We start from the raw sequence: 24,120 nt of genomic DNA, 5'->3' as shown, positions 1-24,120 counted from the left end.
CCAATGCACCACTGCGACGCTTGCGCGCAACTGCATGCTGCGCGCGCGAGTCAAACGAGTGCCGGCTGCGTCCGGCGCGGGTTGCGCCGAACGCGCCGAAGCCTTGCTGGAAGGGATGTGGCGGAAACTGGCACGGTGCAAGCTAGTGCGGTGTCGCGTTGCGGAAGATTAGCGTTTTCCATCGTTGCGACGCGGGTCGCGGCACACGATGATCGAGTTACGCCGCGCTCATGCGATGCGGCAGGGAGGCATGATGACAAGTTACCGAAAAATTCTGCTGTGCTACGACGGCTCCCGGGAAGGCCGCAAGGCGCTGCGCCAGGGCGCGAACCTGGCGCTCGACCTCAACGCGGAAACACACGTGCTTGCCGTGGTCGACATGCGATCGAGCATCGCGCAGAGCGCCGGTCTGTTGACGGACGTCGCGTGCGGGCGTTTCGAAGATGCGGCGCGCGACATTCTGCAAGAGGGCGTCGACTGGCTGCGTGAACGCGGACTGCAGGCGCAGGGGCATTTCGCGTTCGGGCATCCTATCGACGAGATCGCCGCGCTCGCCGACAACCTCAAGGTGGACCTCGTGGTCGTCGGGCATCGCTGCCGCAGCGGACTCGCGCGATGGTGGATGGGCGCGGGCAATACGCCGCTGCTCGATCGCGTGAAGTGCAGCATTCTGGTGGCGGTCTGTCAGGCGGGCGAATCCGCCGAAGCGGAAGACGAAGCCGCGTATGCCGCGAAGCCGGTTAAAGCTGAAGAGGGCGCATGATCGTGCTGCGAGCTCGTCAGCCGTTGAGATCGACGGCGGCGAGCTTCCCTGACGCGAGCCGGCTGCGGCGGAAGGTGGCCGAGTAGCGCGCGTCGCTGCGCCGTGCTGATAGGTCACGACGAAGGTGTTGAAGTCGCAGTACCGGCGGTTGTCTGTGGCAGCATCGGCGGTTGGGCCAAGCGCCCCGGCGCGGATATCCGGCGCGTGGCGGCGTGGGCGGCCATTCGCCGGGATCGCGCGGCGCAATGCTTTCAGATGAGGCCGGGCATCCGCTGGGCTGGCGTTTTGCTGCCTTAAACAACGCGTGAGTGCGTTATCGACTGAACGCAGCGGCGCTCCGTCGCGGTGCGAGAAATCTGTCAGTGAGAGTGGAACTGCGTCGCTTGCTGACGTACTCACGATTCCTCGATTCGCGCGAGCTTAGCCGTGGAGAAGACGAGAGCATCACGCAGCCTGTTTGCGACCATCCCTTATCACCAGCATCATCCCGAGCGCAGAGATTGCTGTCCCGATGGCCATCGAACCGGACAACGGCTCTCCGAACATCGCCCATGCCCAGATCATGGTGACGGGCGGGCTGAGAAAGAGCACGCTCGTGACGCGAGCGGGCGACGACCGCCGCAGGCAGAGCCAATATAGGCCGCATCCGCCGACAGTTGCGAAGATGGCCGTCCAGGCGACGCTTGCGGCAAATCCGACACTCATAAGCGGCATCACCTGTCCCTGCAAGGCCTGCAGCCCGAAAAAAATCGGTGCCGAAACCAAGCTTTGTAGCCACAGCATGCCGAGTGGACTTAGCCCGTCGTTACGAGTCGTGGTCCGCTGCTGCCACACAGTCGCTACCGCGAGCGAAAGCATTCCGGCGACGGGTAGTCCGTATGCCCACGCGGGTGCTTTCCCGAGCAAAACGGCGTCGCGGCCGACTATGAGCGTTCCTGCAACGCCTAGCGTCAACCCTGCCCATACTGCGGCCGGATTGCGTTCCCGGAAGGCGAACGTCGAAATGAGCACTACGCCAAGCGGCAGCAAATCCGCGACGAGCGCCGCGAGTCCGGCCGGCACGCCCTGCTGGATGCCTCCCGCAACGCCGGCGAGATAGCCCGCCATCGCCAACGCTCCGATGAGTAACTGGCGAAGTAAAGCCCTCAAGGGCCTGCGCCAGATCTCCCTCGCGACGAGCGGAAAAAGGCCCAGCAACAATGTGATGAACCGCCACAGGATGACGAGATACACCGGTGCGTAATCGGCTGAGAACCGCATGCCCACGAAGCCGGAACTCCAGGTTGCGACCATCAGCGCCTCGAGCAGGGGAAGCGGTACGCGATCGATGCCGATCGAAGCGGTGTGCAAGTTCTGGCGTTCCGTGGGTGTGTGCGTCATGAAAAGCACGTTACCGCCGCAGCGTCGATTCGGAAATCAAAATATACTGACCTGGTCGTTCAACAACGCTAAATCATGAATTCCGTTCTCGATATCGACCTGTTACGTACCTTTCACGCAATTGCCAGGTTCGGACGATTTCGGACCGCCGCGGAGTTCGTCAATAGAAGCCCCGCAGCGGTGAGCATCCATATCCAGCGGCTCGAAGCGATCGCGGGTGGACGGTTGCTCGATCGAGACAACCAGTCGGTCACGCTGACGGCGTTGGGCAAGCGGCTTTTGTCGACCACAGGTGAGATATTGGCGGCTCACGATCGCGCCATCGAGGCAATGCACGGGAAGACCTTGGCCGGCCGCGTTCTGGTCGGCATACCCGATGAGTACGCGGCGCATGTGGTCCAGGACATCTTGCCCGAATTTACTGCCAGCTGGCCCAACGTCGTGCTGGAAGTAAAGACGGCGCCGAGCTACAAGCTTCGCGATCAGATCAACCGCGGCAAGCTCGATCTGGCGATCGTTGTACAACCGTCGCATGAAGTTGCGGCTGCGGACCTTCTGACGGTCACAACGCCAGTCTGGGTCGGCAGCACGACCTTCGCGCGCGATGAGAGCGCACCGCTTCCACTAGCGCTCTATGCGGAGCCATGTCCGTACCGCGCAGCAATGATGAGCGCGCTCGAGTCGGAGGGCCGCAGATGGCGTGTGATCCTCGACAGCGGATCGACGCAGGTCATCAAGGCATGCGTTGAGTCGGGTCTGGCGGTGACGCTGCTCGACCGTGCTCGAGTCACCGCGAACATGCGGGTACTGGATGAACTTCCGGTTATCGCTGATCACGGCGTGACACTGATGCGGGGCACTCGGGGGCGCACGACAGAGGCGGCGGAAGTGCTTGCGAAGGCGCTTCGACAGAAGTTCAGACTGTAGACTGGACCGGGCGGGGATCGTGACTGTCCCGGGCTCGCAGACAACGCGTGGGACGATCTGCCGGGACGCGGCGCCCGCGGAGCCGGCGAGGAGTCGCCGCAGAGGTGTCGGCGCGTTGGGCGCGGCATGATCCAGTTGATGCCGACGTCTGCAGGTTGTTCGATCGCTAGCGAAAGCGAGCACAGCCGGAAGCTGAGGCAATCGCCTGATGACAAAAGTCGAGCACGGTCGGCGCGGCAATTCCGGTCGCGGTGAACCTCCTATTACTCTTCACCACGCCCGTTCGATGGACGTGGGTCAAAAGGCCCGCGCCAATGGATGGCGCGGTCCGTTCTAGCGCGAGGCAAGTGCCGGATGCTTGAGCAGTGAAGCCGCAGCAGGCGATGAAGACGCCGGGTTTTGCCCCGTGATCAGTAAGCCGTCAGTGACGACATAGGGCGCCCAGTCGTCGGCTTTCGAGTAAATCCCACCCTTGGCCTTCAGTTCGTCTTCGACGAGGAACGGCACGATGTCGGTGAGACCCACTGCCGCTTCCTCGGAATTGGCGAAGCCCGTGACCTTCTTGCCTTGGACCAGCGGCTTACCATCAGCGGTGCGGACGTGGCGCAGAGCACCGGGCGCGTGACACACGAGGGCGACCGGCTTGGCGGCGGCGACGAAGGATTCGATCAACGCGATCGAGTTCTTGTCTTCGGCAAGATCCCACAACGGGCCATGACCGCCTGGATAGAAAACCGTATCGAAGTCGGCCTGCGAGACGCTGTCCAGCCGCACGGTCGCGGCAAGCTGTGCGCGAGCGTCCGCATCGCGTTCGAAGCGGCGCGTCATGTCCGTCTGATTCTCAGGCTCATTGCTTTTCGGATCGAGCGGCGGTTGCCCACCGCGAGGCGAGGCGAGAACGATTTCCGCTCCCGCTTCCTTGAACGTGTAGTAGGGCGCGGCCAGTTCTTCGAGCCAAAACCCCGTCTTGCGCCCGGTATTGCCCAGTTGATCGTGCGAAGTCAGAACTATCAGTACTTTCATTTGAAGCTCCTTCAGATGATGTAAGCACGCCAGTCGTCTGCAACTCCGTTCGGAAAATGCACTACGGTGAAGTGCGTCTTTGCTCGCAAGTCCTATGCGAGATGAAGCGCCTGCCGCGTTGTTGCCAATGCTGTCTCGAATGGCTCGACTTTTCTAACGATCTTGACCATCACGCTCGCGCCCGGCCAAAGTTGATGAAGGCTCTGAGCAACCGCTTCTGGTTCGCCATCGACTTCAAGTGCAATCCTTCACCAACGTTATAGGTTCGTTGATGTCGAACGGTTTACGAGCATAACCACACTGGGCTTCGCCTGCAGCCGACGCACTCGTACCGCTCTCCAAACGGCTGGAAAGGCGGAGGCGTGTCGACTTCGGCTTCAGTTTTTGGAACCGCAACGATCCGACCGTCGGCAACGCGTCGGCGACATACGTTCGCGATCGCGAAGTCCGACTCGCTACGTTTTTGACCCCTGCATGAGACGCCGGTCCAGCGCGATCCGTCGCCATGTTCTCGTTCGCGTCTTCTACCCTCGGTCACCGTGCGTTCATCGTTAGATTGCCTTCAGACGAGAACGCGCATGCAACCCTCAGTGCGACGAGACATAGGTCGCGTCGGCAAACGGCGGGACAGCGAAGTTATCGCGCATGCGTCGCGTCTCCGCTGCGGGCGTTGAACTGAAGAGGCGCTTGAACTCCCGGCTGAACTGGGAGGGGCTCGTGTAGCCCACAGCGTGACTGGCGGCGTCCGCGCTCAGGCCCTCGCGCACCATCAACAGCCGGGCCTGATGCAGACGCGTCGACTTGACGTACTGCATCGGCGATACATGCGTGATCGCCTTGAAGTGGCTATGGAAGCTCGGAACGCTCATGCCGGCTTCCCTGGCGAGTTGCGTCACGTCGAGCGGCTGCGCATAGCCGGAGTGGATGAGGCGCAGAGATCGAGCGATACGGCCGAACTGCCCGCGCATCGCGAGGGCCTCTTTCATCGAACGCCCCTGCGCTCCGGTCAGCACACGGAAATAGAGTTCGCGCAGTAGCCCTTCGCCTAATACAGCGGGCTCCAGCGGCCGGTGCATCGCTTCGAGAAAGCGCAACACGGACGACTGCATGGCGTCGTCCATCGGCGTCGACATCATGCTTTGGGGCGCGTCTACGAGGTCCGTCACGCCTTCGCGATCGATCTGGGCCGCGAGGTCCGCCGCCATGGTGAAATCCAGATGCAAGTACAGGGCAAGCAACGGACGCTGCGGCGTGGCATCGGTCTCCATAGTGAAGGGCACCGGCACCGACACAGCGAGATAGTGATGTTCGTCGTAGAGGTAGAGCCGATCACCGAAGTAGCCACATTTGCGGCCCTGACACACGATCACAATGCCCGGGTCATAGAGGACCGGCGTGCGCGACAACGCCCGGTCCGAACGAAGGATGCGGACGCTCGGCAGTGGTGTGAGGTTGTAGCCCTCGCAAGGCGCCAGCGCGCGCAAGAGCGCCACAATCCGGTTCTGAGTCCGACTGGACCGTTCAGTCCGCTCCGGTTTCGAGCTCATAGTTTTGTGCAAGGAAATTAGCGGAATTTGCCTTATCGGGCCTCTGTTGCAAGATTAGCATGCACTCTTCAGTCAACGTGACGGAGCGTGCTTCCATGAAATTCAGCAAGACTCTACTTATCACTGGCGTGAGTAGCGGCTTTGGCCGGGCACTCGCACAAGAGGCACTCGCGATGGGCCTCAGGGTTGTCGGTACGGTGAGAACGGAACAGGCCAAGGATGATTTCGAGGCGCTATCCCCCGGCGTCGCGTTCGGAAGAGTCCTCGACGTCACCGATTTCGATGCGATCGACGCCGTAGTGTCGGAGATCGAGAACAGCGTGGGGCCGATCGATGTACTGGTCAATAACGCTGGCTACGGGCATGAAGGCATCATGGAAGAGTCGCCGTTGTCGGAGATGCGTCGACAGTTCGATGTGAATGTGTTCGGTGCAGTTGCCATGATGAAGGCGGTACTGCCTTTCATGCGTGCGCGCCGACGCGGGCACATCATGAACATGACGTCGATGGGCGGCTTCATTACGATGCCCGGAATTGCTTATTACTGCGGGAGCAAGTTCGCGCTCGAAGGCATCTCAGAAGCGCTCTCCAAAGAGGTCAGGCCATTTGGAATCGCAGTGACGGCCGTGGCGCCAGGCTCGTTCCGGACCGACTGGGCGGGCCGCTCGATGAAGCGTACGCCCCGGTCCATCCCGGACTACGATGACGTTTTCGACCCCATTCGCAAATCTCGCGAGGAGAAGAGCGGCAAGCAACTGGGCGATCCGCGAAAGGCAGCACGTGCGATGCTCACGGCGATCGCCGCAGACAGGCCGCCGGTGCATCTCTTGCTTGGCAGCGACGCACTAGGGCTGGTAAGAGGCAAGCTGTCGGCGCTCGACGACGAGATTCGTGCATGGGAGGCCGTCACGGTTTCCACGGACGGCTAAGGAGTGCTGACGCGGCAGCGCATCGCGTCAGGTTTCGAAAGGGACGGCTCAGTAACAGTCGTTGCACATGCTTCGCATAACATACTAAGTCGCCCCTCATCGGAATTACTGGCGTCTCTCCTCGACGACGATTGCCTCTGCATCCCGGCGTACGCTCCCGCGCAGCGCCACGAAGAGACAATTCATGCGGTACCACTACACTCGTTCAATGAACTCTGGCGTTCGAGAAGACATTAATGATTACCACGCCCAATACGATAAAGCCAAGACCCACAACGGCAGGCGCGTCCAGCCGCTGACGAAAGACGAAGAAGCTCACGGTCGAAATCAGCACGATACCCAGTCCGCTCCAAATTGCGTAAGCCAGCCCGACCGGAATCGTCTTGAGAACGATGGAGAGAAAATAGCACGCGCCCAAATAACAACCGGCCATGGCCAGGGTAGGCACGAGCTTCGTGAACTGATCCGACTTTTGCAGGCAGGTCGTACCGACAATCTCGAGCAGGATCGCTACAAAGAGTGCCCCGTAGGCCGACATCTTCTCGTTGATCATGGTTGCGGGTATTGGCCGCGGCCTCCGGATTCCGGCTTTCGCGCTCAGTGGTCTGCGAGATAGGCTTTAACGGCGGGCAGCCCCGGCTTTCCATCAAGAGTCGTCACGCCGGAAAGCCAGCTGTCGAGCACCGACGGATTTGCCTTCAACCAGGCCAGCGTCGCCTTGTTGGGGTCTTCCTTGTCCATGATGCGCGTCATGATTTGATTTTCCATGGACGTGGTGAATCGAAGGTTCGCGAGTAACCTAGCCGCGTTCGGGCATCGCGCCGCGTAGTCGCTCGGCTGCACGGTGTACACCTTGGCTTCGCCATAGTTCGGTCCGAAGACATCGTCGCCGCCGGACAAGTATTTGATCTTCATCCGGACGTTCATCGGGTGCGGTTCCCATCCGAGAAAAACGATCCACTGCTTGTTCTGCACCGCCCGATTCACCTGTACCAGCATCCCCGCCTCGCTAGACTCGACGAGCTTGAACTTGCCGAGGCCAAACTGATTCGTCTTGATCATCTTGTCGATCAGACCGTTCGCATCATTGCCCGGCTCGATGCCATAGATCTTGTACTGCAGCTTGTCCGCGTTCTTGGCGATGTCCGCAAAGCTCCTGATCCCCGCGTCATAGACATAATCGGGGACGGCCAGCGTGTATTTCGCGCCGGTCAGATTGGGCGGGTTCACCACCTTGACAGACCCGGATTTGACGAATGGCTCGATGACCGAATCCATCGAGGGCGACCAGTAGCCGAGAAAGGCGTCGATCTGCTTGGCTTTTACGCCGGCGAACGTGATCGGCTCCGATGCGATTATCTTCGACGGAGCGTAGCCGAGCCCCAGCAGCACGTTAGTGGCGAGGCCCGTTGTCGCGGCGATATCGGACCAGCCGATATCGGCCATGCGAATCGCGCGACACGCTGCGGGATCTGCTGCATGGGCACTGACGACGAAGTTGCTTGCGATCGCGATTGCCACCGCTATCGGGGCTGTGTACTTTCTCATCTGTACTCCGAATCGTTGAATTATCGAGCGTCGTGACGGTGTGCGTGGAAGCTGCGGCTACGTTACCTTCGGATAGAGTTCCCTAGCGTTGTGGAAAGCACCGTCCGTTCGAACGGGCTCGTCGCGTCTGCCCGCAATGTAGTAGGGCGTTTCACGTTTCTCGAGCGCCTTGATTCCGCGCATGCGATCCGCGATCTTCTCGGCCAGCATGATCGTAGGCGCGTTGAGGTTGCCCGTCGTGATCTGCGGCATGATCGAGGCATCGACGACGCGCAGGCCTTGCATCCCGTGAACGCGGCCTTCGCCATCGACGACAGCCATGTCGTCATAGCCCATCTTGCAGGAGCACGACGGGTGATAAGCAGTTTCGGCCTTGGCGCGCACGAATGCATCGAGTTCGGCATCGCTCGCGGCGTCGTCGCCGGGATGGAGCTCTTCTCCGCGATAGCGCGACAGTGCGGGCTGCCGCATGATTTCCCTGGTGATGCGGATCGCGTCGCGAAACTCTCGCCAGTCGAGCGGATCGGCCATGTAGTTAAAGAGAATGCTCGGATGCGCATTCGGGTCGCGCGACTTGAGCTTCACGCGCCCGCGGCTCGGCGATCGCATCGATCCGACATGAGCCTGAAACCCATGCATCTTGATCGGATTCGAGCCGTTGTAGTTTATTGCGACCGGAAGGAAATGGTACTGAATATTGGGCCACGGATCGTCATCGCGCGTGCGGATGAAACCGCCCGCCTCGAAATGATTGGTCGCGCCGATGCCGGTTCCGTTCACCAGCCATTCGAGTCCGATCGCCGGCTGGTTCCACCACTGCAGGGCAGGGTACAGCGAGACCGGTTCTTTGCACGCGTACTGCATATACATTTCGAGGTGGTCCTGCAAGTTCTCGCCGACGCCCGGCAGATCGTGCACGACCGGTATATCCAGTTCCTTCAGCCATTCAGCCCGGCCGACCCCCGAACGTTGCAACAACTGAGGCGAAGCGATCGCCCCGCCGCAAACGAGCACTTCGCGCCGCACATGGGCGGTCGCACGCTGGCCGCCATGCAAGTACGCAACGCCGATCGCACGCTTGCCCGAGAACAGCACGCGGTCGGTGGTTGCGTGCGTGACGATCGTCAGATTCGAACGATGCTTCGCGCGGTCGAGATAACCGCGCGCCGTGCTCGCGCGTCGTCCGTTCGCGGTGACGGTGCGATCCATCGGGCCGAAGCCTTCTTGCTGATAGCCGTTGAGATCGTCCGTGCGCGGGTAGCCTGCCTGCACTCCGGCCTCGACCATCGCAGCGAAAAGGGGGTTATTGCCGGGTTTGCTCGTCGTCACATGCACGGGGCCATCGCCGCCGTGATATTCGTTCGGGCCGATGTCGCGTGTCTCCGCCTTGCGGAAATACGGCAGGCAATCGAGATAGCTCCAGTTTTCGAGGCCGGGCATCGAGGCCCAGTTGTCGTAGTCGAGCGCATTGCCGCGTATGTAGCACATGCCGTTGATCAGCGACGATCCACCCAGCCCCTTGCCGCGTCCGCACTCCATGCGGCGATTGTTCATGTGCGGCTCGGGCTCGGTTTCATAGGCCCAGTTATAGCGGCGTCCCTGCAGCGGATACGCGAGCGCCGCCGGCATCTGCGTTCGGAAGTCAAACCGGTAATCGGGCCCGCCCGCTTCGAGCAGCAGCACGGTGACGTCCTCCTCCTCGGTAAGACGCGACGCGAGCACGTTGCCCGCCGATCCCGCTCCGACGATGATGTAGTCGTATTCCTTCGCGCTCATCGAAAAAGCCCTCAAAACACGGGTTGATACGGTCCCAGTTCGACCTGGACCGATTTGATGCGGGTGTAAGCGTTGAGCGCCACGATGCCGTTCTCGCGGCCGATGCCCGACTGCTTGTATCCGCCCACAGGCATTTCGGCCGGTGACTCGCCCCATGTATTGATCCAGCAGATGCCGGCGTCGAGCCGATGAATCACGCGATGCGCACGCGACAGGCTCTCCGTCACGACCCCCGCCGCGAGGCCGTACACACTATCGTTGGCGCGCGCGATCGCTTCGTCTTCGTCGTCGAAAGCGAGGATGCACATGACCGGGCCGAAGATTTCCTCCTTCACGATGCGCATCTCGTCGCGGCAATCCGCGAACACGGTCGGCTCGACATAATGGCCTCGCGCGAATGCACCATCCATAAGCCGTTCGCCGCCCGCGACGAGCCGTGCGCCTTCGCGCTTGCCGCTCTCGATGTAGGTCAGCACCTTCTGTAACTGCATCGCACTGGCCAGCGGACCGAAGTTCGTATTCGGATCGTCCGGTGCGCCGATACGAATGCGCTTCATGCGCTCCCGGATCAGAGCTTCGAATCTCTCGACGACATTGCGTTGAACGAACACACGCGTGCCGTTCGTGCACACCTGGCCCGAGCTGAAGAAGTTCGCGCTCGTTGCGATATCGGCGGCGCGCTCGAGGTTTGCATCGTCGAACACGATCAGCGGCGACTTGCCTCCGAGTTCCATGGTCACTTCCTTGAGCGTCGATCCACCCGCGCGCGCCATCACCTTCTTGCCCGTCTCGACGCCGCCCGTGAACGATATCTTGTCGATGCCGGGATGTTCCGCGAGCATCGCGCCGACGCGGGCGTCGCCCTGCACGACGTTGAACACGCCGGCCGGTACGCCTGCCTCGATGTAGATCTCGGCGAGCTTGAGCGCGCTCAAAGGCGTGACTTCGCTTGGCTTGAAGATCATTGCGTTGCCAGCCGCAAGCGCCGGCGCGGACTTCCAGCATGCGATCTGGATGGGATAGTTCCACGCCCCGATGCCCGCGCACACGCCGATCGGCTCTCGCCGGGTGTAGACGAACGACGATTCGCGCAGCGGTATCTGCTCGCCTTCGATGGCGGTCGCGAGGCCTGCGTAATACTCGATCACGTCCGCGCCCGTGACGATGTCGACGGCGCGCGTCTCCGAGATGGGCTTGCCCGTATCGAGCGTTTCCAGCGCGGCAAGCTCGTCGTTACGCGCGCGCAGCAGGTCCACCGCGCGGCGCAGTATGCGCGAACGCTGCATCGCCGTCATCGCGGCCCATTCGCGCTGTCCCGTCCGCGCGGAACGAACCGCGCGATCGACATCTTCCTGCGACGCCTGCTGCACGCGTGCGAGCGTTTCGCCCGAAGCGGGGTTGAGGGTGTCGAAGGTTTCGCCGCTGGTCGCATCGACATATTCGCCGCCGATGTAAAGCCGTTGCTCTTCGAATGCGGACATCGCGTACGTCTCCTGAGTGCGTAGCTATGAAATCAGTCGCGTGGCTTGATCACCATGTCGATGTAGTCATACGAGACGCGCAGGGCGGTCTTCGTGTCGAAAGGTTCTCCCGCGAGCGCGCCGCGCAACCAGAGGCCGTCGATCAGGGCCGCGAGTCCGGTCGCAGCGCGGCGGGCAGCGCCGCGGCTCAGCACGCGCGAAAATTCCGCGCATAGATTCGAGTAGAGACGCCGCGTGTTCACGTACTGCAAGCGCCGCAACCGGTCCTTGTGCATGCTTTCCGACCAGAACGCGAGCCACGTTTTCATGACCGGCCCGTTGACCTGCTCGACGTCGAAGTTCGCGGCGACGACCGCGCGCAACTTCGAGCGCGGATCGGCCTTCGCGGCTCTTCGCCGGCGCGACGTGCCTTGCCACAGCGAACGCAGCACATGCCGCATGGTGGCTTCGAGCAGACCGTCCTTGTCGCCGAAGTAATGGCTCACGATGCCGGTCGATATTTCGGCGCGCTGCGCGACCGACGCGAGCGTCGCTCCCGTCAATCCGAACTCGTCGATGGTCAGCAAGGTGGCATCGATGAGCTGCGCGCGGCGCACTTCCCGCATTCCAAGTTTTGGCATGACCTTCAACTTCGATAAATGACACAGCCGCCGGAGACATCCGGCTGCCTGATGGTTCGAGCGTGAAAACCATGCTACTTTTTTTATATTGAACGGTCAATCAATAAAAACACGGCACGTCTCCGTGGCTTGAAATCAGGCAAACAACGTTAGATGATCGTGTCGCACTCGTCGAGCAGCCAGTGCTGAAACGCGCGCACAGCGGCCGACGGTTCGCGCAGCGTGAGCAGCACGTACCCACGCTCGGTGACGAGCGGGGTATCGCGGAGCGCGACCAGCTGGCCGGTCGCGACGAGCTCGTCGATGAGCGGCGACCAGCCGAGCGCGACGCCTTGTCCCATGACCGCGGCATGCGTCACGAGGGCATAACTGTTAAAGGTGAATCCGCCTTGCGTCGGCGGGGCGGGGTGTCCGTGGGCTTCGAACCAGGCGCTCCATGAGAGCCATCGCTCGGGCTGCGTGCGCTCGACGTGCAGAAGTGGCAGCTTCGAAAGGTCCGACGTGTCGTGCGTCGCGGCGAACGTCGGGCTGCACACGGGCGTCACTCGTTCGGGGAACAGCTTGACGGCCCGGCGCGATCCCCAGTCACCGTGCATGTCGCCGAAAACGATGAACACATCCGCGAGCTCGCCGGATGCGCTCGGGAACTGCTGGGACGTGATGATTGTTACGTCGACGTCGGGCATGAGCGCCTTGAACTGGGGCAGGCGCGGCATCAGCCAGTAGGCGGCGAAGCCGAAGTCCGTCGACAGCGTCAGCGTGCGCTGCGTATGGCGCGAGCGGATATCGGACGCAGCCTGGCGGATGAGATCGAAACTCTGGCGCACTGCCTGGAATAGACGCGCTCCGTCTTCCGTCAGCGAGACTCCGCGATGTCCGCGTTCGAAGAGCGGAGTGCCGAGCGCTTCCTCCAGTTGCACGACGCGCTGGCTCACGGCCGGTTGCGTCGAGCCGAGTTCGCGCGCTGCGGCCGTGAAGCTCGCGAGCCTGGCGGCGGATTCGAATATCAGCAGCGCCTGCATGGGCGGCAGGCGGTCTTGTCGTGGCATAACCGCTCCTTATAGGCGCATAACGAAATGCCGTCTTCACAGACGCAAATCGAACGGCAATAGTGGCGTTGCGCGGACGTCCCGGTCCGCGCGGTTCGCTGCAGTGGATTCTATTCGAGGCTTGCTCCATGCTTGAGACGAAACAAAATATCCTTGTTCTGATGGCCGATCAACTCACGCCGCTTGCGCTCGCCGCGTACGGCAATCGCGTGACGAAGACGCCGCATATCGATGCACTCGCGCGTGAGGGCGTCGTCTTCGAATCGGCGTATTGCGCGAGTCCTCTGTGCGCGCCGTCGCGCTTCTCTTTGCTTGCGGGGAAGCTGCCCTCGAATATCGGCGCTTACGACAACGCTGCCGAATTTCCTTCTGAGACGCTGACCATCGCGCACTATCTGCGCGCCGAAGGCTATCGCACGGTTTTGTCGGGCAAGATGCATTTCTGCGGCGCCGACCAGTTGCACGGCTTCGAAGAGCGGCTCACAACCGACATCTATCCTGCGGATTTCGGCTGGACGCCCGACTGGCAGAACTTCGAAGCGCGCCCGTCGTGGTATCACAACATGAGCTCCGTCATCGATGCAGGCCCGTGCGTGCGCACCAATCAGCTCGATTTCGATGACGAGGTGACCTTCACCGTCCGTCAGAAGCTCTTCGACATCGCGCGCGAGCGGCACGCGGGCAAGGACACGCGGCCGTTCATGATGGTCGCGTCGCTGACGCATCCGCACGATCCCTATGCGATACCGCGCAAATACTGGGACATGTACCCCGACGAAGACGTGGACATGCCTTCTTACCGCGACTCGTTCGAGGCGAGCGATCCGCACTCGAAGCGTCTGCGCCATGTCTACGAAGCCGATCGCACGCCGCCAACGGACAGGCAGATTCGCAACGCGCGGCGCGCGTACTACGGGGCGGTATCGTATGTGGACGATCAGTTCGGAGCCATCCTGGAAGCACTCGAACAGGCCGGACTCTCAAACGAGACGACGATCATCGTCACGTCGGACCACGGCGAGATGCTCGGCGAGCGCAACCTCTGGTACAAGATGACGTTCTTCGAAGGCGGCTGCCGCGTGCCTTTGATCGTGCATCGGCCGGGGCGGTTCGAGCCGCATCGCGTGAAAGAATCGGTCTCCCATCTCGATGTGTTGCCGACGCTGGTCGAGATTGCGCGTGGAGAATTGCCGGAAAGCTGGCCCGATGCGATCGACGGGCAAAGCCTCGTGCCGCATCTTGCAGGAACGGGCGGACACGACGAAGCCATCGGCGAATATCTTGCGGAAGGCGCGATTGCGCCCATCGTCATGATTCGGCGAGGGGCGTACAAATTCATTCACTCGCCCGCCGATCCGGACCAGTTATACGACCTGGAAGCGGATCCCTTCGAACGGACGAATCTCGCTAACGATGAGCGGCATCGAGCGACGGTGGCCGTGTTTCGCGAAGAAATTGCGCGTCGCTGGGATCTGGATGCGCTGCATCGCGACGTGCTGATGAGCCAGCGCCGCCGTCACTTCCACTTTGCATCGACGACACTGGGCACGATCCAGTCATGGGACTGGCAGCCCCGCGTCGATGCGAGTCAACGCTATATGCGCAACCATATCGACCTCGACGATCTCGAGGCAATGGCCCGCTTTCCCGCTGTGGAACATTGAAGCTGCAGACGATCAACCCGCACTTACAACAGGAACGCAGATGAAAAATGCCCTCATACATGCGCTTTTCACCGCCGTGCTCGGCTGCGCGGCGTCGCACGTGCTCGCCGCCGATCCGCCGTCTTGCACGCAAGTGCGCATGGCCGATCCGGGCTGGACCGACATCGACGCGACCAATGCGATGAGCGGCATCGTGCTGAAGGCACTCGGTTACAAGCAGGACGTCGCGAACCTTTCGGTGCCGATCACGTATCAGGGCTTGAAGAAAGGGCAGATCGACGTGTTCCTCGGCAACTGGATGCCTGCGCAGGCTCCGCTGATCAAGCCGTTCGTCGACGAGAGATCCATCGACGTGGTGCGGCCGAATCTGTCGAATGCCAAGTTCACGCTTGCTGTGCCGGAGTACGTCGCCGCAGCGGGCGTGCATTGGTTCGCGGACTTGCAGAAGAATGCGGACAAGTTCGACAAGCGCATTTACGGCATCGAGCCGGGCGCGCCAGCGAATCAGAACCTCAAGAAGATGGTGGGCGACAAGGCCTTCGGTCTCGGCGACTGGAAGGTCGTCGAGTCCAGTGAAACGGGCATGCTGACGCAAGTGGAGCGCGCGATACGCGACAAGAAGTTCATCGTTTTTCTCGCGTGGGAGCCGCATCTGATGAATACGAAATTCAAGCCTGTTTATCTCGATGGCGGAGATCAATATCTTGGCCCGAACTTCGGCGGCGCCACGGTGAACACCGTATCGCGCAGCGGGTATGAGCAGCAATGCCCGAACGTCGGACGCCTTTTCAGGCAGATGGCGTTCAGCGTGGATCTGGAGAACGGCGTCATTGCCGACGTGCTGGATAAGAAGGCAAGACTCGAAACGGCCGCCGCCGACGCGCTCAAACGTCACCCCGAGCTGTTGAAGGCGTGGCTCGACAACGTAATGACCGTGAGCGGCGGCAACGGGCTGGAAGCCGTTCAAAGCGCCTTGGGCGTGAAATAGGCGATAGTGGCAAGTCTGAGTCTTGCCACTGCAGCGGATAGTTCGCATTCCTATGGTAATGATCGTGGCGCGCGCTTGCTGAACGTCGAGCTGCAATTCGACGGTCGCTCCCGGGCAGATTTATGTCGCAATCAGTCGAGCCACCGGCTATATGGCACCTTATTTTTACGTGTCGCCCCACAACAAGAGGACACGCTGATGCAAGAAAAACCATACGCCGCACGACGTTCGTCTTTCATGACAGCTTTTGCGCTCGCCGCGAGCGCAGCCGTTGCACCGGGTGTTGCGCAAGCACAAAGCAGTGTGACGCTCTACGGCATTCTGGATGCGGGCGTTACCTATGTGAGTAACAGCGGCGGCTCGCACCTGTTCAAGTTCGATGACGGCATTTCCTACGGCAATCGTATCGGCTTTCGCGGGGCTGAAGATCTGGGCGGCGGGCTGCAAGCGGTATTCGTGCTCGAATCGGGCTTCCGTGTCGGCACGGGACGCTATGCGTTCGGCGGTGCGGAGTTCGGGCGTCAGGCGTACGTGGGCCTGAAAAGCAATCAGTGGGGCCAGTTGTCGTTCGGTAATCAGCTCGATATGACCGAAGAGTTCGTTTATCTTTACAACATTTCGGCGTGGGCGAGCGGATATGCCATCCACCAGGGCGACTTCGACCGCATGAACGGGGACCGGCTGCCGAATTCAGTGAAGTTCCTGTCGAACGACTATGGCGGCTTCACGTTCGGCGGCATGTATTCGTTCGGCAACGTATCGGGCAACTTCCACCAGAACAGCGCATGGAGCGTGGGCGGACACTATGCCGCGAACACCTTCAACCTGGGAATCGCCTATACGCAACTCAACAATCCGAACGGAATCTACGCGTTCGATCCCTACGCGATGATCGGCGCGCGCACTTTCCTCGGGCAGCCCACGGTCAGCATCGATCCGGCCACGGGTGCGCGCACCGACCTATACAGCACCAACGCGTTTCCCGTCGACAGGCAAGGCGCGCTGGCCGTTGGCGGCGCGTGGACGATCGGCAACCTGATGGTGTCGGGTAACTTCACCTGGACGAACATCAAGGGGCTGGGCGTCACCTCGTACATGAAGGTGTACGAGGCCGGCGCGTCCTACAACTTCAGGCCCGATATCGCGCTATACGGCGGCTATCAGCACACGCGCTTCGAAGGCAATCACTGGAATCAGGGATCGCTCGGTCTGCATTATCTGTTGTCCAAGCGGACCGACATCTACATTTCCGGCGACTATCTGCGCGCCTCGGGTCCGGTCGATGCAGTCATCGGCTATAGCTTTACGCCGTCCACCTCGAACACGCAGGCCGATATTCGTATCGGCATGCGGCAATCTTTCTAACGCCGTCGCTCTTTTGCTTAAGCCGGTTTCGCCTTTTGCGGAACCGGCTGCATAGGCGACTCCGGCACGGCGCGGTAAGGGACGAAAGAGCATCGACGGAAGGATGGCACAGCAGGTCAAGCATCGGGGGCGCAGAGACGCGGGTACGAAATCCTGGAATGGGCGTACTTCGTTCGCTAATGCAAGAAGCGAGCAGGTAGAGCAGTTATCGCAAAGAGTGTCTTCCGATGCAATTCCCATTCGGTCTTGGGATCGATGCACCTTCCGGTGCACGTCACTTGCCAGCGGCAGGACATCCAAAGTCTTCAAGGCTCGCAGAACCTGGCGATAAAAAATGCCCGCCTTTCCGGCGGGCCGAACGAGAGAACGCACTGACAGTGCGCAGTTTTATTATCTCTTGAAAGCCAGCGATTTCAAGCAAGAGCAAACGATTACATGAGCTGTCGAAAGTTCGTCGAACCTTTGCAGACCGAACATTCGCGCGCCCAACTGCGACCTGGACTCACCCGCATCCTCGTCGCCGCCAAGCACGGTGTCATGGTCACAAGCTCACACTCATGTCCTTTCCGGCTTTCCGTTGTCTGGGACCGAAATTGGAAGCAATGGCCGCCTTTCACGCAAGCGGCTTCGCTAACGAATTCGCCACCGAGGCGCTGCGAGGCGCAATGCTCCGCAACGCCTGCCTTTAGCTTGTACGGAGAACAGCTTTCAGCGAGTGCGTTTATATGCCCGCGAGAAGTTCGGTTCAGAGCACGGCGAGCCAGCCGCCGTCTACATAGATAATCTGGCCGTTCACATAGCTCGATGCCTGCGACGACAGATACACCGTCGTGCCGACGAGCTCTTCCGGCTTACCCCAGCGCTGTGAGGGATTGCTGCTGCGGACCCACGCATCGAAGGCGGCGTTGTCGACCAGCGCCTGGTTCATGTCAGTGAGGATGTAGCCCGGGCCGATGGCGTTCGCCTGAATGTTCGACGACGCCCACTCGGCACTCATCGCGCGGGTCAACATCTTGATGCCACCCTTTGCCGCTGTGTATGCGCCGATCGTCGCGCGTGCGCTTTCGCTGGTTAGCGAGCCGATGTTGACGATCTTGCCTCCTGTGCCGCGCGCGATCATGCGACGCGCCGCTTCTTTCGCGACGATGAACGCACTCGTCAAATTAGTGTCGATCACACGCTGCCAGTCGGCGAGTTCGAGTTCGACGAGCGGCTTGCGAAACTGGATGCCCGCGTTATTGATGACGATGTCGATCTGGACGCCGTCACGGTCCCATTGCGCGAATGCGTTGGCAACTGCTGTTTCATCCGTGACGTCGAACGCGCGACCTTTTGCCTTGAAGCCTGCGCCTTCGAGTCGGTCTACCGCTTCGGCAACGGTATCGGCGCGCGTTCCGTTCACGATCACCCCAGCGCCCGCGACCGCGAGCCCCTGCGCGAGCGCGAAGCCGATGCCTCTTGTGGAGCCGGTGATGAGCGCAGTGCGGCCGCTCAGATCGAATAACGATGTCATGTGCTCTTCCTTTCGGGTGTCGATAGCGCAGATTTTGACCTTTCCGGCCAAGCGGCGCTACCCAGCCTCCGGCGATAGATCGTAGAAAGCAGTGCACTGGATATGGTTCGACGAGTCAGTCGGCTCAACGTGGAACGTTTCGAATGACAACGCGATGCTCGTTCGATGATCGAGGACATCGTCAGATTGCGGCAGATAGTCGAATCCATAAAAGCATGACGAGGCGGGCGTGTGAATTGAAACCTACTGCGGCGCTGATTCAGTCATTCTTTCGCTTGCGTCGTCGATCAAATTCAGTGCGACGGCCGGATCGTCGATCTTGTCGATCGCGAGCATGGCGCACCGCGCGAGAAAAAGGGAATTGACGGAAAGCCAGATATCCTGCGACGGCTGGAGCAGAAGGGACCGTCGGCCTGAAACATCTGGCTGGTGTTAGCAGGCGGCCCGATACCCTTCATGCGCGATGTCTTCGATGGCCTGCTGGTGCAGCAAGACGGCCGAATCCGGCTTCGGAGGACGGGCAGATGAAATGATCGTCTGATTTCCGTCCAGCGCATAGAAAGTCTTTGCGTAGGTATCCGCGACGTTGCTCAGGAAACGACCACCGCGGTGGTCTGCGACCGAGACCGTCCGTGGGCGATTGTTGACTCGTAGGCGAAGACGGTGCACTGCGATATGCCCGCGGCATCTCACAGGAGTTTTAAAACTTCCGCCGCGAAGGCGCTCGCATCAGTAGACCCGATGGCCGAAACCAGACTCGTTGCCCGTGACAGATCCAGATGACCTGAAAGGTTGGGGCGATCAAGCCGCCATGAGCGCATGATTGCGCGAAGCGTGCCCAAAAAAACCTAAGCGACTCTGTAACAGAAGCTCGTAAGAGGCCCCCTTCGGCTGCCACGCCGATGCGCAGACCCGTGTGGCTGCCGGGCCGGGCCGGACCGCGCCGGCGACTCGTCCCCGATCTTATTGTGCGGCTTCGCTGTACAGATGCGATGGTGTGGATTGCAGCCGTGCTCCGCTAACTTCTCCGCGTTCGGGCGCCCGGCGGAGAAGCGCCGCCCGCCTGCATCGATTCGGCAACCGACATGCGAGCACGGCCATTACCAAAAGCAATTTCTTTATAAATGCAGGGTTTCCTAGGGTCGCTATGAGTTGACGGCGTCATGACGCTGCTCTAACTTCACATTGTGATCACACATCAAACATCACGGCGGCGCTGAATACGTCTACAGAAAGACGCGGAAGCGGTTGGAGAGACTCGGAGAGCAGGTTCTTGCTCATTAGCGCGCTGCATGGATTGGGAGACAGATAGCTGTGAATGATATTGAAGCCCGAACGATCAAGAAGGTCATGGTGCGGCTAGTGCCGTTTCTCATGCTTTGCTACTTCGTCGCGTATCTGGACCGCGTCAATGTCGGGTTCGCGAAGCTTCAGATGAATGCTGCGCTAGGTTTGAGCGACACTGTCTACGCATTTGGCGCAGGGCTGTTCTTCATCGCGTATTTCTTCCTCGAAGTCCCGTCGAACCTCGCGCTGCACAGATTCGGCGCCCGGCTGTGGATCGCCCGAATCATGCTGTCGTGGGGCGTTATCTCATTGCTATTCGCGTTCATCCAGCCGATCTCAGACACCATCGGCGTCTCGAATCAAACGACCTTCTATACGCTTCGTTTCCTCCTCGGGGTCTGCGAAGCGGGCTTCTATCCGGGCGTCATCTTCTATCTGACGCTGTGGTTCCCAGCGGTGTATCGAGCGCGAGTCGTGGCGTTTTTCATGCTGGCGATTCCGTTTTCGTCGGTGGTCGGAGCGCCCATCTCAGGCGCCTTGCTGAACATTTCTGCCGCGGGCTTGCATGGATGGCAGTGGCTGTTCATTCTAGAGGCGCTGCCCTCGGTGGTGCTGGCGCTGGTCGTGGTGTTCTATTTGACGGACCGCCCATCTCAAGCCGCATGGCTCCAGAAGGATGAGATTAACTGGCTCGAAAAATCTATCGAGCAGGAGCAGCAAAGCAAGCTTTCCGCCGGACACGGACATATCGGGATCAAGGAGTTCGTCAGTGATCCGCGGATGCTCATTTGTTCGTTTGTCTACTTCTGCCTGAACGCGGCCAACTACGGCGTGGCGTTCTTTCTGCCGACGATCGTCAAGGGCTTCGGCGCCAGCAACTTCGAAACGGGAGTGCTGGCTGCCGTACCGTTCGTCTTTGGCGCAATCGGCATGGTGCTTCTCTGCCGGAATTCCGACCGCACGCTCAAGCGCCGCGAGCATGTTGCCTTTGCATTGTTGCTGGCTGGACTAGGCGTGGGCGGGGCCGGCCTGGTCAGTGCACCGGTTCTGGTGCTTGCTCTGCTGTGTGTTGGTCAGATCGGCTGCTCGGCGATGCCGCCGCTACTTTGGCCCATCCCGACAGCGTTTCTTACCGGCGCGTCAGCTGCCGGCGGGATTGCGGCGATAAATTCGGTCGGAAATCTCTCGGGCTTTGTCGGTCCATACGTGATGGGCTATCTGAAGGATCTGACTGGTAACTTCACTACTGGACTACTGGTGCTTGGAGGCTGTGCGCTCGTTGGCGCCGTTGTTACGCTCTTCATAAAACAGGCTCCGGTGGTCGGCACGACAGGTCTTGCGCAGCCCGAATCAACTCATTGACTGACGGCCTGTTCATCGCGTAGTCGTCGCGCACGTTTAGCTAACGCTGGGCGGCGTATCTTCACTGGTACGCGGAACGGTTAGTGGACGTGCCATCGCCTTGCTTTACATCTCGCGCGACAAGGGCAGGGAACTGAGGGCGTTGTCCCTCAGTTCCCGCTCGCCACTCGCTCGTCGACCGTTTCAGAGCCGAGAACCTAACGGCTTTCTGCATGGCGTGCCGACTGGGTGATGGCCGTTGCTACGGATGAAACAGACACTGGGTTGGAGCCGCCCGACACACGTCGCCTTATCGCGACAACCCAATCACCATCTCGTGCTGATAAGCCGGACGCGAGGTTCTCAGCCCCAGCTCGAGTTCAAGATGATGCTGCACAGGTCGGCTCTTACGAAGCCAGGATCCTTGTACGCAAGGAAGTCATCGTTGAAGGTGCCGAACGTGGTGCCCGGGCGATGCTTCATGCCCTCGTAGAAGGCATCGATCATCTTGCTCGCGAAAGCGGTGCCGCGCGGATACGATGCAAGCACCGCCGCTCGTTGTTCTTCCGTGAATCCTTCGAAGCCTCGTCCCGCCACGTCCATCCCGGCACCGGCCTGGACGAGCGCAACTTCCGGATGCATGTGCTCTGGGATACCCGGCGTCGTGTGCAGCGCAATAGCCGTCCAGACCTTCTGTACTTCCGCCTCGCCGATGTGATGGCTTCGTAAAAAATCACGGGCGGCGTTCGCGCCATCGACCTCGAAGCGAAGCTGGCTTTCGCGATAGACGGACGTCAGGCCGACATCGTGGAACATGGCCGCGACGTAAAGCAACTCTTCGTCGAAGGCGAGGTTCTTTCGCTTACCGAGTAGAGCGCCCCAAAGGTACACGCGCGTTGAGTGGTGGAACAGCAATTCGCTTTCGGTATCGCGAATGAGTTCAGTCGCCTCACGCGCTAGCTGGCTGTCGGGAATCACGATGCCGAGGTTTTCGTTCGTCGGCAGAAGTCTGTGTTGTTTCATCGGGTGCGGTAATCAGGGAGCGGACGGTTCAACGTCGTATGCAATGCGTCCGGCGGGTAAGAGGAACAATGCAATGACAGCACCGACTCTCACCTATGGCAAACGTTTCGGGCGCTGAAGTGATGACGTCGATTAGACGATCCTTAGCATCGCCTGCAGCAACTTCGGCGCGCGACGGTTCCCCATTTGCCCCGTTTTTGAGTAGCGTACAGAGCTGACAATGCCCTTAACGACTGCGAAATCAACTTCGCGGTTCGAACAAAATCGATTGGCGAATCGACTCACCATGACCCTTTCCATGTCGGTCAGTTCATAGGTCCGTTCAATGTCGTCGGTGAACATTGGATAGCCTTCGTCGGATGCTTGGATAGAGGCTACAGCGACAGTTTCCGTCGAGGAAGTGCATTTTTTGCCAAACCAGAATGCATAACGTGCAGTTCACCGGCGTGACTTGCCCCTGACGCGCTGTGCGTCGGTGTTCGCGACATGCCGCGCCGCGTCTGCCAACATCGTTCGCAGCCGTGTATGACCCTGGTCATGAGCGTGACGCTCGTGCCAAATCATCTGCAAGGCTCGCGTGGTGGTCTTCCATGGCAGTTCCGCTGCGTACACCGTCCCCGCCTGACTAAAAAGCCTTGCAAGCGACGCAGGAACTATCGCTGCGGCCGGGGTCCCGGCTAAGAGCGAGGGAATAGCGAGAAAATGAGGTTGAACGATTTTGAACTGTGGCCTTTTGCCAATCGATTCATATGCGGCCTCCACCTCAGCGCGGTCGAACATCTCAGTCCTGCGAGTCAACCCTCGCTCGGACAGGAAGCCATCGTCGGTCCCTCCGGTCGATACAACCAGCAAAGGCAAGTTAGCGAGATCCTTCAAGCGAATTTTTCGTCCCGCGAGAGGGTGGTCCGACGCGATAACCAACACGTCCCTTTCTTCAAACAATGTCTGTTCGTGGATTCGAGGCGGCACGTTAGAAAACGATCCCAGTGCAATTTCAACACGGCCGATATCGATCTGCGTGGTCAGATCGATCCTGCTCGCAGGCAAGACCGTAGCACTCGCCCGCGGTGCTGCGATCGACGTTGCACGGAAGAACGGCGGCAATACTACGGCGGTCAGGTAGTCCGTCGCCGCTATGCAGAACTGTCTGTCGGTGCTGGCCGGGTCGAAATGCTTCGGTCCCACTGCACGGTCGATGATAACGAGGGCATCGCGTACTAGCGGAGCCATCTCGAGCGCCCGGGTGGTAGGTTCCATTCCAGCGACCGTTCGTACGAACAAATCATCGTTGAAGAACCCTCGTAGCCGCGATAGCGCATGACTGACTGCGGAAGGGCTTAAATTGATTGCCTCGCTGGCACGAAGCACGTTCCGCTCGCGGAGGACCGCATCGAAGACGCGGAGCAAGTTCAGATCAAGATTACTCATTTCGATAGCGGCTTATGCGTCAGCAGGTTGGTGCGATTCACGCACACTCAATGACATCATGGCCCTGCGTGTGCTTATCGGGAATAGCCAATTCAAAGCGGCGAAGGCAAAGCTTCAGCCACAAGCGCGCGGCGATAACGAAGATGGGCGGTGCTCTGGTTGCGACCGTGGCGCAATCAAAGCATGTACGGAAAGCTATTGGATCGACGGGCTGTACCGCTTTCAATCCGTTCATTAGAACGGCGGCAAGCGCGGAGCAGTCGCTTACGTATGGGACGTGCTTATGACGGGCTAAAAAAATCGCCGATGCGTAAGTCGGATATTTGGCGCGCTCGCCATTGACGGGGTGAATCCGGATCGCATCCGATGAATCGGATAACTCATTGCGCGGCGCACGAGCGATGCAAAGCGCGGGCGCTCGCCATCACTCAAGAATGAGTGGCATCAAAAGCATACGCACAGAACCGA

20 protein-coding genes and 1 pseudogene are annotated in these 24,120 nt (G+C 60.2%); 7 read left to right on the top strand and 14 right to left on the bottom strand.

The genetic code is table 11. From position 1 onward, the window contains the following. The first annotated feature begins 253 nt into the window (after nt 1-253). Nucleotides 254-763, top strand: coding sequence for a universal stress protein (locus LDZ21_RS07430; RefSeq protein WP_035969635.1), 510 nt, complete (start codon nt 254-256; stop codon nt 761-763). 444 nt (nt 764-1,207) lie between these two features. On the opposite strand, the gene LDZ21_RS07425 is transcribed toward LDZ21_RS07430, so the two are convergent. After that, the gene (locus tag LDZ21_RS07425) at nt 1,208-2,143 is read right to left on the bottom strand and encodes a DMT family transporter (RefSeq protein ID WP_244792418.1); all 936 of its coding nucleotides are present in this window, start codon (nt 2,141-2,143) and stop codon (nt 1,208-1,210) included. A gap of 75 nt (nt 2,144-2,218) precedes the next feature. On the opposite strand from LDZ21_RS07425, the gene LDZ21_RS07420 reads away from it, so the two are divergent. Further along, nucleotides 2,219-3,070 (top strand): LysR substrate-binding domain-containing protein, encoded by an 852-nt coding sequence (locus tag LDZ21_RS07420; protein WP_244792416.1) that lies wholly within the window; start codon nt 2,219-2,221, stop codon nt 3,068-3,070. Between the two features lie 333 nt (nt 3,071-3,403). Here LDZ21_RS07420 and LDZ21_RS07415 read toward each other — a convergent pair whose 3' ends face one another. Together LDZ21_RS07415 and LDZ21_RS07410 are read right to left on the bottom strand one after the other, a co-directional pair. Continuing rightward, a complete protein-coding gene (locus LDZ21_RS07415; RefSeq protein WP_244792414.1) occupies nt 3,404-4,093 on the bottom strand; it encodes a type 1 glutamine amidotransferase domain-containing protein in 690 nt (229 codons plus the stop codon). Nucleotides 4,094-4,680: 587 nt separating this feature from the next. Next, nucleotides 4,681-5,640, bottom strand: coding sequence for an AraC family transcriptional regulator (locus LDZ21_RS07410; protein WP_244792412.1), 960 nt, complete (start codon nt 5,638-5,640; stop codon nt 4,681-4,683). A 95-nt stretch (nt 5,641-5,735) separates the two neighbouring features. On the opposite strand from LDZ21_RS07410, the gene LDZ21_RS07405 reads away from it, so the two are divergent. Next, nucleotides 5,736-6,569, top strand: coding sequence for an oxidoreductase (locus tag LDZ21_RS07405; RefSeq protein ID WP_244792411.1), 834 nt, complete (start codon nt 5,736-5,738; stop codon nt 6,567-6,569). A 205-nt stretch (nt 6,570-6,774) separates the two neighbouring features. Here LDZ21_RS07405 and LDZ21_RS07400 read toward each other — a convergent pair whose 3' ends face one another. The 6 genes from LDZ21_RS07400 to LDZ21_RS07375 all read right to left on the bottom strand — a co-directional run bounded on the left by LDZ21_RS07400 (nt 6,775) and on the right by LDZ21_RS07375 (nt 13,043). After that, entirely contained in the window at nt 6,775-7,122 is a 348-nt protein-coding gene (locus LDZ21_RS07400; protein WP_244792409.1) for a DMT family transporter, read from the bottom strand. A 44-nt stretch (nt 7,123-7,166) separates the two neighbouring features. Further along, complete coding sequence (locus LDZ21_RS07395) at nt 7,167-8,117, bottom strand: choline ABC transporter substrate-binding protein (RefSeq protein WP_244792407.1); 951 nt, start codon at nt 8,115-8,117, stop codon at nt 7,167-7,169. 57 nt (nt 8,118-8,174) lie between these two features. Further along, entirely contained in the window at nt 8,175-9,893 is a 1,719-nt protein-coding gene (gene betA, locus LDZ21_RS07390) for a choline dehydrogenase (RefSeq protein WP_244792405.1), read from the bottom strand. Nucleotides 9,894-9,904: 11 nt separating this feature from the next. Further along, complete coding sequence (betB, locus tag LDZ21_RS07385) at nt 9,905-11,374, bottom strand: betaine-aldehyde dehydrogenase (protein WP_244792403.1); 1,470 nt, start codon at nt 11,372-11,374, stop codon at nt 9,905-9,907. 32 nt (nt 11,375-11,406) lie between these two features. Beyond that, nucleotides 11,407-11,994, bottom strand: a complete 588-nt coding sequence (gene betI, locus LDZ21_RS07380; protein ID WP_244792401.1) for a transcriptional regulator BetI — start codon at nt 11,992-11,994, stop codon at nt 11,407-11,409. A 149-nt stretch (nt 11,995-12,143) separates the two neighbouring features. Then, nucleotides 12,144-13,043 carry a choline sulfate utilization transcriptional regulator gene (locus tag LDZ21_RS07375; protein ID WP_244792399.1) on the bottom strand — a complete coding sequence of 300 codons (900 nt, stop codon included), beginning with the start codon at nt 13,041-13,043 and terminating at the stop codon, nt 12,144-12,146. 128 nt (nt 13,044-13,171) lie between these two features. On the opposite strand from LDZ21_RS07375, the gene betC reads away from it, so the two are divergent. The 3 genes from betC (at nt 13,172) to LDZ21_RS07360 (ending at nt 17,060) form a co-directional block, all read left to right on the top strand. Beyond that, nucleotides 13,172-14,707 (top strand): choline-sulfatase, encoded by a 1,536-nt coding sequence (betC, locus tag LDZ21_RS07370; RefSeq protein ID WP_244792397.1) that lies wholly within the window; start codon nt 13,172-13,174, stop codon nt 14,705-14,707. A 40-nt stretch (nt 14,708-14,747) separates the two neighbouring features. Then, a complete protein-coding gene (gene choX, locus LDZ21_RS07365; protein WP_244792395.1) occupies nt 14,748-15,695 on the top strand; it encodes a choline ABC transporter substrate-binding protein in 948 nt (315 codons plus the stop codon). A 237-nt stretch (nt 15,696-15,932) separates the two neighbouring features. Beyond that, nucleotides 15,933-17,060, top strand: a complete 1,128-nt coding sequence (locus tag LDZ21_RS07360; RefSeq protein ID WP_244792393.1) for a porin — start codon at nt 15,933-15,935, stop codon at nt 17,058-17,060. Between the two features lie 745 nt (nt 17,061-17,805). Here the strand turns inward: LDZ21_RS07360 and LDZ21_RS07355 are convergent. Together LDZ21_RS07355 and LDZ21_RS07350 are read right to left on the bottom strand one after the other, a co-directional pair. Then, nucleotides 17,806-18,573, bottom strand: coding sequence for an SDR family oxidoreductase (locus LDZ21_RS07355; RefSeq protein WP_244792392.1), 768 nt, complete (start codon nt 18,571-18,573; stop codon nt 17,806-17,808). A 360-nt stretch (nt 18,574-18,933) separates the two neighbouring features. Beyond that, a pseudogene (locus LDZ21_RS07350) lies at nt 18,934-19,394 on the bottom strand (LuxR family transcriptional regulator); the annotation flags it as partial. Between the two features lie 493 nt (nt 19,395-19,887). Here LDZ21_RS07350 and LDZ21_RS07345 point away from each other — a divergent pair. Beyond that, complete coding sequence (locus LDZ21_RS07345) at nt 19,888-21,222, top strand: MFS transporter (protein WP_244792390.1); 1,335 nt, start codon at nt 19,888-19,890, stop codon at nt 21,220-21,222. A gap of 342 nt (nt 21,223-21,564) precedes the next feature. Here LDZ21_RS07345 and LDZ21_RS07340 read toward each other — a convergent pair whose 3' ends face one another. From LDZ21_RS07340 to LDZ21_RS07330, 3 genes are all read right to left on the bottom strand, one after another. After that, a complete protein-coding gene (locus LDZ21_RS07340; RefSeq protein WP_244792388.1) occupies nt 21,565-22,224 on the bottom strand; it encodes an HD domain-containing protein in 660 nt (219 codons plus the stop codon). 132 nt (nt 22,225-22,356) lie between these two features. After that, a complete protein-coding gene (locus LDZ21_RS07335) occupies nt 22,357-22,566 on the bottom strand; it encodes a hypothetical protein (RefSeq protein ID WP_244792386.1) in 210 nt (69 codons plus the stop codon). Nucleotides 22,567-22,662: 96 nt separating this feature from the next. Continuing rightward, nucleotides 22,663-23,652, bottom strand: a complete 990-nt coding sequence (locus LDZ21_RS07330) for a LysR substrate-binding domain-containing protein (protein ID WP_244792384.1) — start codon at nt 23,650-23,652, stop codon at nt 22,663-22,665. Nucleotides 23,653-24,120 lie beyond the last annotated feature (468 nt).

This window comes from Caballeronia grimmiae, assembly GCF_022879615.1.
Taxonomy (GTDB): Bacteria; Pseudomonadota; Gammaproteobacteria; order Burkholderiales; family Burkholderiaceae; genus Caballeronia; species Caballeronia grimmiae.
This window is presented reverse-complemented; position numbering and strand designations above follow the sequence as displayed.

Excerpts from the sequence above, each read along its gene's own strand:
- LDZ21_RS07430 (WP_035969635.1), top strand. The coding sequence starts at position 254 with ATGACAAGTTACCGAAAAATTCTGCTGTGCTACGACGGCTCCCGGGAA.
- LDZ21_RS07410 (WP_244792412.1), bottom strand. The coding sequence starts at position 5,640 with ATGAGCTCGAAACCGGAGCGGACTGAACGGTCCAGTCGGACTCAGAAC.
- betI (WP_244792401.1), bottom strand. The coding sequence starts at position 11,994 with ATGCCAAAACTTGGAATGCGGGAAGTGCGCCGCGCGCAGCTCATCGAT.
- choX (WP_244792395.1), top strand. The coding sequence starts at position 14,748 with ATGAAAAATGCCCTCATACATGCGCTTTTCACCGCCGTGCTCGGCTGC.
- betA (WP_244792405.1), bottom strand. The coding sequence starts at position 9,893 with ATGAGCGCGAAGGAATACGACTACATCATCGTCGGAGCGGGATCGGCG.
- betB (WP_244792403.1), bottom strand. The coding sequence starts at position 11,374 with ATGTCCGCATTCGAAGAGCAACGGCTTTACATCGGCGGCGAATATGTC.
- LDZ21_RS07395 (WP_244792407.1), bottom strand. The coding sequence starts at position 8,117 with ATGAGAAAGTACACAGCCCCGATAGCGGTGGCAATCGCGATCGCAAGC.
- LDZ21_RS07420 (WP_244792416.1), top strand. The coding sequence starts at position 2,219 with ATGAATTCCGTTCTCGATATCGACCTGTTACGTACCTTTCACGCAATT.
- LDZ21_RS07405 (WP_244792411.1), top strand. The coding sequence starts at position 5,736 with ATGAAATTCAGCAAGACTCTACTTATCACTGGCGTGAGTAGCGGCTTT.
- LDZ21_RS07355 (WP_244792392.1), bottom strand. The coding sequence starts at position 18,573 with ATGACATCGTTATTCGATCTGAGCGGCCGCACTGCGCTCATCACCGGC.
- LDZ21_RS07400 (WP_244792409.1), bottom strand. The coding sequence starts at position 7,122 with ATGATCAACGAGAAGATGTCGGCCTACGGGGCACTCTTTGTAGCGATC.
- LDZ21_RS07415 (WP_244792414.1), bottom strand. The coding sequence starts at position 4,093 with ATGAAAGTACTGATAGTTCTGACTTCGCACGATCAACTGGGCAATACC.
- LDZ21_RS07330 (WP_244792384.1), bottom strand. The coding sequence starts at position 23,652 with ATGAGTAATCTTGATCTGAACTTGCTCCGCGTCTTCGATGCGGTCCTC.
- betC (WP_244792397.1), top strand. The coding sequence starts at position 13,172 with ATGCTTGAGACGAAACAAAATATCCTTGTTCTGATGGCCGATCAACTC.
- LDZ21_RS07425 (WP_244792418.1), bottom strand. The coding sequence starts at position 2,143 with ATGACGCACACACCCACGGAACGCCAGAACTTGCACACCGCTTCGATC.
- LDZ21_RS07360 (WP_244792393.1), top strand. The coding sequence starts at position 15,933 with ATGACAGCTTTTGCGCTCGCCGCGAGCGCAGCCGTTGCACCGGGTGTT.
- LDZ21_RS07375 (WP_244792399.1), bottom strand. The coding sequence starts at position 13,043 with ATGCCACGACAAGACCGCCTGCCGCCCATGCAGGCGCTGCTGATATTC.
- LDZ21_RS07335 (WP_244792386.1), bottom strand. The coding sequence starts at position 22,566 with ATGTTCACCGACGACATTGAACGGACCTATGAACTGACCGACATGGAA.
- LDZ21_RS07340 (WP_244792388.1), bottom strand. The coding sequence starts at position 22,224 with ATGAAACAACACAGACTTCTGCCGACGAACGAAAACCTCGGCATCGTG.